16 protein-coding genes are annotated in these 12347 nt (G+C 65.5%); 10 read left to right on the top strand and 6 right to left on the bottom strand.

Going from position 1 to position 12347, the window contains the following annotated elements:
- Positions 1–51 precede the first annotated feature (51 nt).
- The 3 genes from FNZ56_RS10805 (at position 52) to FNZ56_RS10795 (ending at position 1565) form a co-directional block, all read left to right on the top strand.
- Positions 52–534, top strand: coding sequence for a VOC family protein (locus FNZ56_RS10805; protein WP_143879844.1), 483 nt, complete (start codon positions 52–54; stop codon positions 532–534).
- A 111-nt stretch (positions 535–645) separates the two neighbouring features.
- Positions 646–1056, top strand: coding sequence for a response regulator transcription factor (locus FNZ56_RS10800; protein ID WP_143879843.1), 411 nt, complete (start codon positions 646–648; stop codon positions 1054–1056).
- Positions 1053–1565, top strand: coding sequence for a lipocalin family protein (locus tag FNZ56_RS10795; protein WP_221933301.1), 513 nt, complete (start codon positions 1053–1055; stop codon positions 1563–1565). Before FNZ56_RS10800 ends, FNZ56_RS10795 begins: the two co-directional genes overlap by 4 nt.
- 38 nt (positions 1566–1603) lie before the next feature.
- On the opposite strand, the gene FNZ56_RS10790 is transcribed toward FNZ56_RS10795, so the two are convergent.
- On the bottom strand, positions 1604–1828 hold the full coding sequence (locus FNZ56_RS10790) for a hypothetical protein (RefSeq protein ID WP_143879841.1): 225 nt from the start codon (positions 1826–1828) through the stop codon (positions 1604–1606).
- Positions 1829–2097: 269 nt separating this feature from the next.
- Here FNZ56_RS10790 and FNZ56_RS10785 point away from each other — a divergent pair, with 269 nt between their 5' ends.
- Both FNZ56_RS10785 and cspE read left to right on the top strand, forming a co-directional pair.
- Entirely contained in the window at positions 2098–2295 is a 198-nt protein-coding gene (locus FNZ56_RS10785) for a hypothetical protein (protein WP_143879840.1), read from the top strand.
- A 281-nt stretch (positions 2296–2576) separates the two neighbouring features.
- A complete protein-coding gene (gene cspE / locus FNZ56_RS10780; protein ID WP_143879839.1) occupies positions 2577–2789 on the top strand; it encodes a transcription antiterminator/RNA stability regulator CspE in 213 nt (70 codons plus the stop codon).
- Positions 2790–2856: 67 nt separating this feature from the next.
- Here cspE and FNZ56_RS10775 read toward each other — a convergent pair whose 3' ends face one another.
- The 5 genes from FNZ56_RS10775 to FNZ56_RS10755 form a co-directional block, all read right to left on the bottom strand.
- Positions 2857–3321, bottom strand: a complete 465-nt coding sequence (locus tag FNZ56_RS10775; RefSeq protein WP_143879838.1) for an REP-associated tyrosine transposase — start codon at positions 3319–3321, stop codon at positions 2857–2859.
- A gap of 330 nt (positions 3322–3651) precedes the next feature.
- Positions 3652–4359, bottom strand: a complete 708-nt coding sequence (locus FNZ56_RS10770; RefSeq protein ID WP_143879837.1) for an ATP synthase subunit B family protein — start codon at positions 4357–4359, stop codon at positions 3652–3654.
- Between the two features lie 64 nt (positions 4360–4423).
- Positions 4424–5239, bottom strand: a complete 816-nt coding sequence (locus FNZ56_RS10765) for a TSCPD domain-containing protein (RefSeq protein ID WP_143879836.1) — start codon at positions 5237–5239, stop codon at positions 4424–4426.
- Positions 5240–5340: 101 nt separating this feature from the next.
- Entirely contained in the window at positions 5341–5808 is a 468-nt protein-coding gene (locus FNZ56_RS12900; RefSeq protein ID WP_185970734.1) for a hypothetical protein, read from the bottom strand.
- 151 nt (positions 5809–5959) lie between these two features.
- Entirely contained in the window at positions 5960–8119 is a 2160-nt protein-coding gene (locus FNZ56_RS10755) for an adenosylcobalamin-dependent ribonucleoside-diphosphate reductase (protein WP_143879834.1), read from the bottom strand.
- Positions 8120–8545: 426 nt separating this feature from the next.
- On the opposite strand from FNZ56_RS10755, the gene FNZ56_RS10750 reads away from it, so the two are divergent.
- The 5 genes from FNZ56_RS10750 to FNZ56_RS10730 are packed head-to-tail and all read left to right on the top strand — an operon-like array spanning position 8546 to position 12331.
- Positions 8546–9964 (top strand): Do family serine endopeptidase, encoded by a 1419-nt coding sequence (locus FNZ56_RS10750; RefSeq protein ID WP_143879833.1) that lies wholly within the window; start codon positions 8546–8548, stop codon positions 9962–9964.
- Positions 9965–9995: 31 nt separating this feature from the next.
- Positions 9996–10358 (top strand): hypothetical protein, encoded by a 363-nt coding sequence (locus FNZ56_RS10745; RefSeq protein ID WP_143879832.1) that lies wholly within the window; start codon positions 9996–9998, stop codon positions 10356–10358.
- A 10-nt stretch (positions 10359–10368) separates the two neighbouring features.
- On the top strand, positions 10369–10902 hold the full coding sequence (locus FNZ56_RS10740; protein WP_185970733.1) for a phage holin family protein: 534 nt from the start codon (positions 10369–10371) through the stop codon (positions 10900–10902).
- Entirely contained in the window at positions 10899–11246 is a 348-nt protein-coding gene (locus tag FNZ56_RS10735) for a hypothetical protein (RefSeq protein WP_143879831.1), read from the top strand. The genes FNZ56_RS10740 and FNZ56_RS10735 overlap by 4 nt, the downstream gene beginning before the upstream one ends.
- Positions 11243–12331 carry an AI-2E family transporter gene (locus FNZ56_RS10730; protein ID WP_143879830.1) on the top strand — a complete coding sequence of 363 codons (1089 nt, stop codon included), beginning with the start codon at positions 11243–11245 and terminating at the stop codon, positions 12329–12331. Before FNZ56_RS10735 ends, FNZ56_RS10730 begins: the two co-directional genes overlap by 4 nt.
- Positions 12332–12347: the final 16 nt, after the last annotated feature.

The following is a 12347-nucleotide window of genomic DNA, read 5'->3' as shown; positions in this document are numbered from 1 at the left end:
AAACCCGCCCTGCGGCCTGCTATCCCCCCGCGAACGACGAGGAACACGCCCATGATCGCCAAGAACACGGTCTGCCTGTGGTACGACGGAACCGCGGAGGACGCCGCGAATTTCTACGCGAAGACCTTCCCCGACACCACGGTGGACGCCGTGCACCGCGCGCCCGGCGATTATCCCGACGGCAAGCAGGGCGACGTGCTGACGGTCGAATTCACGGTGATGGGCATCCCCTGCATCGGCCTCAACGGCGGCCCGCACTTCAAGCCGGACGAGGCGTTCTCGTTCCAGGTCGCGACCGACGACCAGGCCGAAACCGACCGCTACTGGAACGCGATCGTCGGCAACGGCGGCCGGGAGAGCGATTGCGGCTGGTGCAAGGACAAGTGGGGGCTGTCGTGGCAGATCACGCCGCGCGTCCTGACCGAGGCGTTCACCAATGCGGACAAGGCGGTGGCGAAGCGCGCGTTCGACGCGATGATGACGATGAAGAAGATCGACGTCGCCGCGATCGAGGCGGCGGTGGCGGGGAAGTGAAGGCGCGCCCGCGGCCGAATCGCGCATGAACGAAGGCCGCGGGGCGGCGCGGGATTCACGCGCGCATCGCCCGGGGTTCGCAAGCATGCCGGCATCGACCGCAACCGGTGCATGGCCATGCACGAAAACATCCTGATCGTCGACGACGAACCGCACCTCGCGTTCATGCTCGCGGACGTGCTGGTCGAGGCCGGCTACGACGCGCGCACCATCGACAACGGCCACGATGCGCTGGAGACCGTGCACCGCGATCCGCCGGACCTGATGCTGCTCGACGTGCAGATGCCCGGCCTCGACGGCTTCGAGGTCGCCGCGCGGCTGAAGGCCGATCCGGCCACCGCCTCGATCCCGATCATCATGCTGTCGGCGATGGAAGGCCGCGGCGCGCGCGTGATCGGGCTGGAAAGCGGCGCGGAGGAATACCTCGCCAAGCCGTTCGACCCGGTGGAACTGCTGGCGCGCGTGCGCAACCTGCTGCGCCTGCGCGAACAGGCAATGGAAGCGGGCCGGCACGAGCATTGAAGATGAATGAAGACCTGAAGACCGTCGCGCACGTGGACCTGCAGCGCTACCTCGGCACCTGGTTCGAGATCGCGCGCAAGCCGATGCGCTTCGAGGATGCGACCGCGCGCGACATCACCGCCACCTATGAACGCGACGGCGACGCGGTGCGCGTGGTCAACAGCTGCATCGACGCGGACGGCAAGGTGGACGTGGCCGTGGGCCAGGCCCGGCCGGTCGATGCGAGCAACGCGAAACTGGAAGTGACCTTCCTGCCGCAAGGCCTGCGCTGGATTCCGTTCGCGAAGGGCGATTACTGGATCCTGCGCGTGGACGACGAGTACCGCACCGCGCTGGTCGGCGAACCCGGCCGCAAATACCTGTGGTTGTTGCATCGCACGCCGCGGATGGATTTCGCGGCCAAGCACGAATGGCTGGAATTCGCACGGATGCGCGGTTACGACCTCGGCGACGTGATCTATCCGTCGCAAAGCGGCCAGGTGCACCGCGAGGCGGAAGCCGCCGACTGATCACGCGGACGGCCTCGGCCGTCCGCGTTGCGTGTCCTTCAGGGCGTCGTCTGCGGCGTGGTGCTGGTGTCGGCCGGCGGCGTTGTCGGCATCGTGCTGGTGTCGGTCGGCGCCGGTTCCGGAGCGGGCGCGGCGGGTTCCGCGGCCGGGGCCGGGGCCGGGGCGCTGTCCTGCGACATGTCGTCAGTGGTCTTGCAGGCCGACAGCGACAGCACGGCGATGGCGGAAGCCGCGAACAGGCCGAGGCGGATCTTGTTGTTCATGGAGCTGTGTCCTCTCTTGGATTGGGTCGGCCCTGTTCCGCGGCGCTAGCCTGCAACCCCGCCGATGAACCGCAACCGCGCGCCGATCGTCGCATCGACACTGCCTTAACCCATGCGCGCCGCAAACGCGCTAGGCGCCACCTTCACGATGAACGCGGCGAGATTCACCAAAACAACATGCTGCGTTCGCCTTGCCCGAACATCACAAGGCGCATCCTTCGCGTGCGGTTGGAGACCCGCATTCCATTCACCGAGAAGGATGTTCGAACATGACCACCCCCACCCAGAACCAGAAGCAGAACCAGAATCCGCAGGACAAGCAGCAGCAGGCGCAAGGCCGCAAGGACGACATGCACAACACCGGCGCGCAGGCACAGAACAAGCAACCGTCCGCGACCGCCGGCAAGGACGCGGATCGCGACGTGCAGCAGCGCAAGGACGCCCCGAAGCCGGGCCAGAACCACTAAGCGTTCGCCAGTAACGGGTACAAAAGGCGCGCAATGCGCGCCTTTTGTTTCGTGCATGGACCGGTTTCCCGGCCTTTCACCCGGAATGCGGTACAGTGCGCCCACTGTTCAAGGCGGGATCACGGTACATCGTGGCCCGATGCGGTAGATCAACCGGTTCCATGGCCCCCCGGCCAGCTCCAGGCGATCCGCTCCATCGCTTCGCGTTACCCCTTGCTCGATACAGTCCGGTGTCGCTCCATGCGCGCCGCGTTTCCCCAACTGATCCAAGGAGTAACACCATGTCCGATCGTCAAACCGGTTCCGTCAAGTGGTTCAACGACGCCAAGGGTTTCGGCTTCATCACCCCGGATAACGGCGGCGCCGATCTGTTCGTGCACTTCCGTTCGATCCAGGGCAGCGGCTTCAAGTCGCTGCAGGAAGGCCAGAAGGTGTCGTTCAAGGTCGCGCAGGGCCAGAAGGGCCTGCAGGCCGAAGAAGTCCAGGCCGAGTAACCGGCTTGCCACATTCGCGGCAGCGAAAACCCCGCACGGAAACGTGCGGGGTTTTTTGTTTGTGGAATCAGGAAGCCCAATCGCGCGGCAGGATGCCCGCACGCACGTAACCGTGGAACGAAGAATGTGGCCAGTCGGCCACGCGCTCCGCATGTCCGTGTTTCACCGGGTTGAAGTGGATGTAATCGATGTGCGCGCGCAGGTCCGCATCGTTGCGGATGAGGTGTTCACAGAATCGCGATTGCCATGGACCACGACCGCGCATGCCGATCCGGCGGGTGAACCCTTTCTTCACGTCCTGGACAAGCCGGGAATAATCGTCCCGTGCGTCTCGCATCCGTACCAGGGCATGCAGGTGATCGGGCAACACGACGACCGCAATCACGTCGTGCGGCACGCGACGTTTTGCAGCAAGCCATGCCTCGCGCAAGGAATCGATGTCGCGCACCAGTACGTCGCTCCGCCGGTCGCGCAAGGTCAGGATCAGGAAATAGGTGCCGCCATCTGCGTGGGCACGCCGGTAATTGACCATGTGCCGAAGATCGCGGACGCATCGCCCGACGCCCATCGGCATTGTCCGAACCAGGCCTCGGCCAAACCCGTAGCCCGGGTAAGGCCGCAGGCCGCACCCGGGAATGCGTCAATCGTGGAGAAGAGCCCCGGGTGCGCTTCGCTTACCCGGGCTACGCTGGCTGAGCGACCCTTGCTGCATCCGCGGCAAAGCAAACCCCGCATGGAAACGTGCGGGGTTTTTTGTTTGGCGGGAGTTCGTGCGGAATGCGCGCGATTGCGTTGTTCGCAGTTTGCGGGTCGAGACCAGCCCTACAAAAACTGCAATCCGTAGGGCGGGTTTTAACGCGCCTTACGCGTGTTCGGCAGACCCAGAGGCGGAATCAGAATCGATCTTTGGCTTCGCCTGATCTTTTTTTCTATAAAGAGAAAGCTGTTCCTCAATACTACTTATCAAATCGCTGAAGGTTCCATTTTTATTTTTATCTCGAATTAACTTATATGCTTTGTCTATACCATCCAGAATCTTTGTCTCATCCTTCAGTTTATCTTTATCTAAATTCGGCAAACATTTCTCGCATAGAATACGGCAAACAATTCTCATATCTGCAAAATTTTCCGCGCTTAGATATCGTCGAATTGCGATGCAATAGCTGCCTGTAGCAGATTCATATTGCCGCTCCTTCAGACTTGAATTGCCTTGCAAATGAAAAACTGACCCCGTTGACTCATCTGTGAGCCGACCGATTCTGGCCTTCAATTCGCCAAGTTTCGCATCTAGGTGGGATTCGAATTTCCTTTCTTTTTCTTCAAGCTCTTTTTGGATCTCTTTAAACTTCGCCGCTGTTAATTGAGACGCATGCTCTTCAAGCTCTTGCCGAAGAGTCTTATTTTCACTTTTTAATTGCTTGCTCTGAATTATAGAAATCACTATCGGCAGTATGACCCCAACAAAGGCTACGATTCCGAAGGTAATTAGAAGCAAATTTGAAAAAGCCTCTGCATAAAACACATGCGCTTTATCTATCGCATCAATAAATTGTTCGTCTGTCACCGTCATGGCTCAAGCCTTAGATATCTTGAATGCAGTTCTGTAAACTCAAAGCCAATTGACCGAAATAACCTCACCCGCACTTCGAATAACCGCAGTTCAAACACGTCGCGCAGCCGTCCATCAGGACCAGCGCCTTGGTGCTGCACTTGTGGCACATGCTCGCGGACGGCGGGAAACTCGCGCCGTCGCCGGTGACCTCGATCACTTCCTCGCTGCGTTCGTCGGCGCCGTTGTCGCCAACGACATCGACCATCGCACCGCCCATCTCGCCGGCGGTGGCTACTTCAGAGTTTTTTTTTGAGCGCTGCTCGTAGGCGCGGCGCTTCTCCGCGATCAGCGCGCGCTGGGCCTCGCTCATCTCCGGGTCGTGCATCATCCCGATCGACTTCAGGTGGTCCTCGATGATCATGCCGAGCTCGGCCACCAGCGAGGGCATGTACACGCCACCGGCCTTGAAATAGCCGCCCTTCGGGTCGAACACCGCCTTCATTTCCTCGACCAGGAAGGTCACGTCGCCGCCCTTGCGGAACACGGCGCTCATGATGCGGGTCAGCGCCACGATCCACTGGAAGTGCTCCATCGACTTGGAGTTGATGAACACCTCGAACGGGCGGCGCAGCTCGTGCTCGGTGCCGGCGTTGAGCACGATGTCGTTGATGGTCACGTACATGGCGTGTTCCACCAGCGGCGACTTGATCTTGTAGGTGGAACCGATCAGCACTTCCGGGCGCTCGATGCGCTCGTGCATCTGGATGACGTCGGCCGACGGCAGGTCCGCCTCGGCCTGGGCGCGGCTGATGGAATCGCCCTTGGCGAGTTCCTTCGCCTTGTCCTCGGCGCTGACGACGGCGTAGCCCTTGATTTTCTTGTCGATCCTGACGGCCATTTCGATTCCGGTGTTGTCTTGTTGTTGTGGGTGTGGACAGCGGGCGAAGGATTCCCCTCACCCCAACCCCTCTCCCGGTGGGAGAGGGGCTTGTAGCGGTCTTACTTCTTCTTGGCCGCCTTGCGGGCGGTTTTCTTGGCGGCCTTGCGCGGAGCCGACTTGCGCGGAGCGGCCTTCTTCTTGGCGACCTTGCGCACCGCCTTCTTCGCCGCCGCCTTCTTCGCGCCGGCCTTCTTCGCGACCTTCTTCACCGCCTTCTTCGCGGCGGCCTTCTTGCCGGCGCCCTTGCGCTTGAGCGCGGCGACTTCCTTCTTGGCCGCGGCGCTGGCGGAGGCGAGCGACTTCTTCGCCTTGGCGACGCGCTTGCCGACGGCCTTCTTCGCCTTCGCGATGTCGGCGCCGGCGGTCTTCTTCGCCTTGGCCGCGGCCTTCTTCACCGTGGCAACGGCCTTGCCGGCCTTGTCGGCGACGGCGCCGCCGATTTCCGCGGCCTTGTCCTTCACGCTGTCTGCGGCGCTGGACAGCGTCGCGGTCACGCCGTTGCTCTTGCTGCTTTTCTTCCTGGCCATGTGCCCTCCTCGTGGGCGCCTTGCATCGGTCGGAACGGTGGGTGGTCGGGACATGCCTTTCGAGGCGAATTTCCCGGTCACGGGTGTGACGACGCGATGCTAACCCCTTGCGCGGGCGAAAACACCGGGTCGCCGCCGTTCCACCGACGGATCAGAACTTGCCGTAGTAGCCTTCCTTGAGCGCGTCGAACAGGTTGGCGGCGGTGTGCAGCTCGCCGTCGTATTCGATCTGCTCGTTGCCCTTCACCTCGAGCACCGAACCGTCCTCCAGTTCGAAGCGGTAGGTGGTGTTCTCCAGGTCGGCTTCCTTGACCAGCACGCCCTGGAAGGCGGCCGGGTTGAAGCGGAAGGTGGTGCAGCCCTTCAGGCCCTGCTGGTGGGCGTAGCGGTAGATGTCCTTGAAGTCCTCGTACGGATAGTCCGTGGGGACGTTCGCGGTCTTGGAGATGGAGGAATCCACCCACTTCTGCGCCGCGGCCTGCACATCCACGTGTTCCCTGGGCGTGATGTCGTCGGCGGAGATGAAGTACTCGGGCAGGCGCGAGGCTTCGTCCTCGGCGAAGGGCATGGCCCTGGGGTTCACCAGTTCGCGGTAGGCCAGCAGTTCGAAGGAATAGACGTCCACCTTCTCCTTGGTCTTCTTGCCCTCGCGGATCACGTTGCGGCTGTAGTGGTGCGCGAACGAAGGCTCGATGCCGTTGGAGGCGTTGTTGGCCAGCGACAGGGAAATCGTGCCGGTCGGCGCGATCGAGCTGTGGTGGGTGAAGCGCGCGCCGGTGTCGGCGAGCTGCTCGACCAGTTCCGGCGCGACCTCGGCCACGCGCTGCATGTAGCGCGAGTACCTGGCGTGCAGCACCTTGCCGGGGATTTCCTGGCCGAGCTTCCAGCCGTCCTTCGCCATTTCCGGGCGCTGGCGCAGCATGCCGGCGGTGATGGTGAAGCGTTCCTCCATGATCGGCGCCGGGCCTTTTTCCTCGGCCAGCGACAGCGCGACTTCCCAGCCGGCGACGGCCATGTCGCGGGCGATGCGTTCGGTGAATTCGCAGGATTCCTTCGAACCGTACTTCATCCGCAGCATGGTCACGGTGCTGCCCAGGCCAAGGAAGCCCATGCCGTGGCGGCGCTTGCGCAGGATCTCGTCGCGCTGCTGCTGCAGGGGAAGCCCGTTCACCTCGACCACGTTGTCGAGCATGCGGGTGAACACGCGCACCACTTCCTTGTACTCGTCCCAGTCGAACGAGGCCTCGTCGGTAAAGGGTTTCCGCACGAACTTGGTCAGGTTGACCGAACCCAGCAGGCAGGCGCCGTAGGGCGGCAGCGGCTGTTCGCCGCAGGGATTGGTCGCGCGGATGTTCTCGCACCACCAGTTGTTGTTCATCTCGTTGACGCGGTCGATGAGGATGAAGCCCGGCTCGGCGTAGTCGTACGTCGAGACCATGATCATGTCCCACAGGTGTCGCGCGCGGATGTGCCCGTACACCTTGCACGCGACCAAGCCGTCGTCGCGGCTGACGTAACCCTTCGCGGTCGGCCATTCGCGCCAGACCACTTCCTCCGCGTTCGACAGGTCGAGGTCGCCGGCTTCCTTGTCGCTGACCGGGAACACCAGCGGCCAGTCCTTGTCGCCGTTGACCGCGTCCATGAAGCCGTCGGTGATCAGCAGCGAGAGGTTGAACTGGCGCAGGCGCCCGTCCTCGCGCTTGGCGCGGATGAAGTCCTTCACGTCCGGGTGCGAGACGTCGAACGTGCCCATCTGCGCGCCGCGGCGGCCGCCCGCGGAAGACACGGTGAAGCACATCTTGTCGTAGATATCCATGAACGACATCGGGCCGGAGGTGTAGGCGCCGGCGCCGGCGACGAAGGCGCCGCGCGGGCGCAGCGTCGAGAATTCGTAGCCGATGCCGCAGCCGGCTTTCAGCGTGAGCCCGGCCTCGTGGACCTTGTCGAGGATGCCGTCCATCGAGTCGGTGATGGTCCCGGACACGGTGCAATTGATGGTGCTGGTGGCGGGCTTGTGCTCGAGCGCGCCGGCATTGGAAGTGATGCGGCCGGCGGGGATCGCGCCGCGGCGCAGCGCCCACACGAAGCGCTCGTACCAGTAGGCGCGCTTGTCGTCGTCGGGCTCGGCATCGGCGAGGGCGCGGGCGACGCGCTGGTAGGTGCCGTCGATGTCGGCATCGATGGCCTCGCCCTGCTTGGTCTTCAACCGGTACTTCTTGTCCCAGATGTCGACCGATGCCGGCTGCATCGGGATTTCCGCTTCCGTCGTGGTTCCCATCGATTTCACCGCTTCCAGGCGAACGCTGCTCATGCTGATTCCTTCCTCCGTCGCGGTGTCGCCGCGCCCGTGTTTTGGTGATGGGATCCCGGTGCCGCGGCCGCAGCGAAATCGCCCGCCGCAGGCGCCGAAACCTGCAATTCTGGTGCCTTTCCAGGGCTTCCGACCGCCTCCCGTCGGCTGGAAGCCACCCCCATAAATGGGCCTTCACCCGTTCGCCGACCCCAAGATGTAGTGGCGGCGACGGGATTGAACGCTACCGCCGCCCGGCGGGCGAGTCAACTGCCGCGAAGCGTCAGGGACGCGCCCGGGCGGCGAGGCCCATTCAGGTCTTTCAGACCGGTTTCAGCGGCGGCGGGACAGACTGGAACGGCCCGCTGGCGGTGGCCCGCTCCGCGCGCCAACATGGGCGTTTCCGTCCCCGCCCTTGCTCCCGTTCGAACCATGCCCGGAACCCCGATGCGTCCCCTGCCCACCCTCCTCGCCCTGACCCTCGCCGCCGCTTTCGGCGGCTTCGCCGCAACCGCGCTGCGCGACGGCCTGCGCAGCCCGGCCGAGGCCGCGACCCCGGCACTGCTGCCGGCCGCCGCGGCCCTGCCCGCGTCGGCGAACGGCGCGCCGATGCCTTCGCTGGCGCCGATGCTGCAGAAGGTGCTGCCGGCGGTGGTGAGCGTGCACAGCGAACAGCACGTGCAGGTCAGCCCGTTCGGCAACGATCCGATCTTCAGCCGGATGTTCCCGGAACTGACCCAGGACCGGATCAACCAGTCGCTGGGCTCGGGCGTGATCGTGGACGCGGCCAAGGGCTACGTGCTGACCAACCACCACGTGATCGAGGGCGCCGACGCGGTGTCGGTGACGCTGTCCGACGGGCGCACGCTCAAGGCGGAATTCCTCGGCTCGGATCCGGACACCGACGTCGCGCTGATGCGCATCCCCGCGCAGAACCTGACCGCGATCCCGCTCGGCAACAGCGGCGCGCTGCGCGTGGGCGATTTCGTGGTCGCGGTCGGCAATCCGTTCGGGCTCGGGCAAACCGTGACCAGCGGCATCGTGTCCGCGGTCGGGCGCAGCAACCTGCCCGGCGCCGGCTACCAGAACTTCATCCAGACCGACGCCTCGATCAATCCCGGCAATTCCGGCGGCGCGCTGGTCAACCTCAACGGCGAACTGGTCGGCATCAACACCGCCAGCTTCAACCCGCGCGGTTCGATGGCCGGCAACATCGGCCTGGGCTTCGCGATTCCCGCCGACATCGCGCGCAACATCATGGGCCAGCTGATCGCGAACAAGGGCGTGGTCCGGCGCGGCACCCTGGGGGTGGAAACCCAGGACGTGGATGCGCGCATCGCCAAGGCGCTGGGCCTGGCCGACGCGCGCGGCGCGGCGGTGACGCGGGTGTTCCCGGAATCGGCCGCGGCGGCGGCGGGGCTGCGCGCGGGCGACGTGATCGTGGGCGCGAACGGCCAGCGCATCGACGACGGCGAGGCGTTGCGCAACTTCCAGGGCCTGCAGTCGCCGGACGCGAAGGTGACCCTGGACGTGGTCCGCGACGGCAAGCCGTTGCAGGTGACCACCGGACTGCGCGAATCCGCGCGCGACGGTGGCAGCCTGGATGCGCGCCTGGCCGGAGCCAGCTTCGGCGAACTGCCCGAAACCCTGCGCCGCCAGGGCGCTTCCGGCGTGCTGGTGACCTCGGTCGCGGCCGGCAGCCGCGCCGCGCGCAGCGGCCTGCGCAGCGGCGACGTGATCCTCTCGGCGAGCAGCGGCGGCTTCGACGACCTCGACAGCTTCCGCGCCAGTTTCGCGCGCTCGCCACGCCAACTGGTGTTGACTGTCTGGCGCAGCGGCCAGCGCGGCCAGTTGCTGATGCAATGACGACCCGAACCCACGCCACGAGGACCACGCGATGAACCCCACGTCCACCGATGCGATGAAGGCCAGCCTCGGCGAAGCCGGCGGCCACCTCAAGCAGGCTGCGTCCGCGGCCGGCGACGCGATCAAGAACATCGCCGCGGCGGCCGGCGACGAAGCCAAGCTGGGCAAGGCGCAAATGAAGGCCGAACTCGCCGACGGCGCGCTGGCCGGGCTGGACGCCGCCGGCCATGCCGGCGCCGCGTCGAAGGAACAGGTCGACGCGCTGGTCGACAAGGGCCGCGACCTGGTCGAAAGCGCCGCGGATTTGATCCGCGAACGCCCTCTGGCCTCGTTCGGCGTCGCGTTCGCCGCCGGCTGGATCATCGCCAAGCTCGCGCGCGGCGGCGACAAGTAACCGCCACGTCGTGAGCGATTCGTCCGGCGAAGAACGACCCGCGCCCGACCTCGCCGAGGCGCTGAAGGACCTCGGCGCGAGCGGTCGCGCCGGCCTGTCCGCGGCCGGCGACGCGGCCAAGGCGCTGCGCATCCTCATCGCCGCCGATATCTCGCTGGCGCGCAGCGCGCTCGGGCGGACGCTGGCGTTGACCGGCGTGGCGATCGCGTTCGGCGCCTCGGCGTGGTTGCTGCTGATGGCGACGCTGATCGTCGCGTTGAGCCGCGGCCTCGGCTGGCCGTGGCCCCTGTCGCTGCTGCTGACCGCGGTGCTGAGCGTGGCGATCACGCTCTACGCCGGCTGGCGCGCGATGCGCTACTTCGAACACACCCGGCTCAAGGCCACGCGCCGGCAGTTCGCGCGGCTGGGCCTGGGCGAACTCGCCGACCTCATGCCCGATGCCGATTCCCCCGATTCGACCGCGCAAGCCGCCGAACGCGTGGCCGCGGCGACCGCCGACGCGCCGATCAAGAAAGGCCTTGGCGTGGACGTGACCCCGCCATGAGTTTCGACGCGCTCATCGCCAAGGTGGAGCAGGCCGAACGCGCCCTGGAAGCGCAGGAACGCCGCGTCGCCGCCGACGTCCGCCAGCTGAAGTCGAGCTGGCGCGAGGCGTGGACGCCCGGGCGCATCGTCGTCGCCGGCGCGGTCGCCGGTTTCCTCGTCGGTCGCGCGCGGCCCTTGCGCATCGCCGATGGCGGCAACGTGCTGCAGATGGTGAGCGCGCTCGCCGGACTGTTCGCCGGCGGCCAGGTGCAGGCCGCGTTCGACGAAGCGACGCAGGCCGCCGAACGCGCGGAAGGCAACGGCGCGGACGCGCAATCCGTCGACGCGGAACAGGCCGCATGAGCGCAACCGCACCGGAGATTCCCTCCGCGGAACGCCCGCCCAGGCCGCGTTCGCCGGCGGCATTGGTGGTGCTCGCGGTGCTCGCGGTCGCGTTCACCCTGTGGGCGGCGCAGGACCTGGTGCTGCCGGTGCTGCTGTCGATGTTCCTGGCGCTGGTCGGCAATCCCATCATCCGCCTGCTGCAACGCCTGTACCTGCCGCGCTTCATCGGCGCATTGCTGGTGCTGGTGCTCGGCATCGCCGGGACCGTGCTGCTCGCGCGGCAACTGGCGCAGCCGGCCGGCGAATGGATCCGCGAGGTCCCGCGCGAATTCAGCCAGCTCGCGCCGAAGTTGCGCAGCCTCGTCAAGCCGGTGCAGGACGCGAACAAGGCCGCGGAGAACATCGCCCGCGCCGCCGGCGGCGAGAGCACGGCCAAGCCGGTGCAGGTGGTGAAGACCGAGGTCAACGATCCGTACAAGGCGCTGACCGCGACCCCGCGCATGGCCGCCTCGGTGCTGGCGGTGGTGCTGCTGACGTTCTTCTTCATGGTCTATGGCGAATCCCTGCAGCGGCATGCGATCGCGTTGCTCCCGGACCGGCAACAAAAGCGGGTGACGGTGGAGATCCTGCACGCGATCGAAGTCGAGATGTCGCGCTACGTGCTCACCATCAGCGTGATCAACCTGCTGCTGGGCCTGGCCTACGCCGCCTGCCTGCATTTCTTCCTCGCGGTGCCGCTGGACGAAGCGCTGCTGTGGGGCACGATGGCGGCGCTGCTCAACTTCGCGCCCTACGTCGGCCCGCTGATTGGCATGGTGGTGATGCTGGCGATGGGATTCCTCGTCTTCGACAGCACCTGGACCTCGTTGCTGCCGGCCGCGATCTACCTCGGCCTGCACACGCTGGAAGGCCAGCTGGTCACGCCGATCGTGCTCGGCAGGCGCATGGCGCTGTCGCCGCTGCTATTGATCCTGGCGCTGATGGTGTTCGGCTGGATGTGGGGCATCCTCGGCCTGCTGCTGGCGGTGCCGCTGCTGGTGTGCGTGAAGATCGTCCTGTCCCGGATCGAGGGCATGGACGGCTGGGCCCGGCTGCTGGAATGACCGCGGCCCACCGCGG

The sequence above is a fragment of the Lysobacter lycopersici genome (assembly GCF_007556775.1).
Lineage (GTDB): Bacteria > Pseudomonadota > Gammaproteobacteria > Xanthomonadales > Xanthomonadaceae > Pseudoluteimonas > Pseudoluteimonas lycopersici.
This window is presented reverse-complemented; position numbering and strand designations above follow the sequence as displayed.